The sequence below is a fragment of the Herbaspirillum sp. VT-16-41 genome (assembly GCF_001994935.1).
In the GTDB taxonomy this organism is placed as follows: Bacteria; Pseudomonadota; Gammaproteobacteria; order Burkholderiales; family Burkholderiaceae_D; genus Herbaspirillum; species Herbaspirillum frisingense.
Genome location: NZ_MUXB01000086.1, coordinates 1 through 758, shown reverse-complemented (window position 1 = coordinate 758; position 758 = coordinate 1). Strand labels below are relative to the sequence as shown.

Genomic DNA, 758 nt, shown 5'->3' with positions numbered 1-758 from the left:
TCGAGGAAGCACGCTCTCGCGTCGCCAACGCGTACCGGGTTGCAACAGAGGGCGGAAGGCCGGAAGAGGGCGTCAAGCTGGCTACGATGGATGCTTCTCGTATGTAAAGATCCGATGACTACCGAGATGTAATCATTTTCGATGGCACGAGAATTCATATTCCTTATTCTCTTTTATAAGATGCTCTCCATATAATAGTTTTAATTTTTCTACATCAATTTTTGACTCTGTAAAAACTTCCGGAAATATCTCCTTCATTTTTTCAATATTTTTGTCTATTTCATTCAGCTTTCGTCCATCCATCTTTTGCATAAGCTTTCACCTATCATTCTCATTTATATTTAAATTAGCATATGCATCAGATAATTTGCAATTATTTGCATCCTATAGTATGTGTCAAGTTTTTCTCGGTGTGTCTTTCACACCAATATTTCCGGCACTCTATTTTTGTACACTTTTTCGGCTACCGCGCGACCCTTGTCGCTTGCTGTCCCCAATTTTTAGGTAACGTTCTAAAAACCAAGAACCTTACCTAAAAATCAGGGTGTTATCTAAAACTTTTTATTAACTGTCCAATAGCTGATGAATGAGCTGTATTTAGGCTTATTTTACCTTGTTTTGCTCCAATTGACGGCTGGGTTTCCTGGCGTAGAAATTCAGTCATACGAACCACTTTTTTCACGTCTCGTTGTTTTCTTACACTTCGCCTTTGGTCTCTCAAATAGACGGATCGTAATGTTTTATTTAGAATCCCTTGT

The 758-nt window shown here is 38.9% G+C and carries 1 protein-coding gene and 1 pseudogene; both read right to left on the bottom strand.

Annotated elements, in window-relative coordinates; genetic code table 11:
* Positions 1–132: 132 nt before the first annotated feature.
* Positions 133–312, bottom strand: coding sequence for a hypothetical protein (locus BTM36_RS06850; protein WP_077235682.1), 180 nt, complete (start codon positions 310–312; stop codon positions 133–135).
* Between the two features lie 235 nt (positions 313–547).
* A pseudogene (locus BTM36_RS28720) lies at positions 548–758 on the bottom strand (ISLre2 family transposase); the annotation flags it as partial.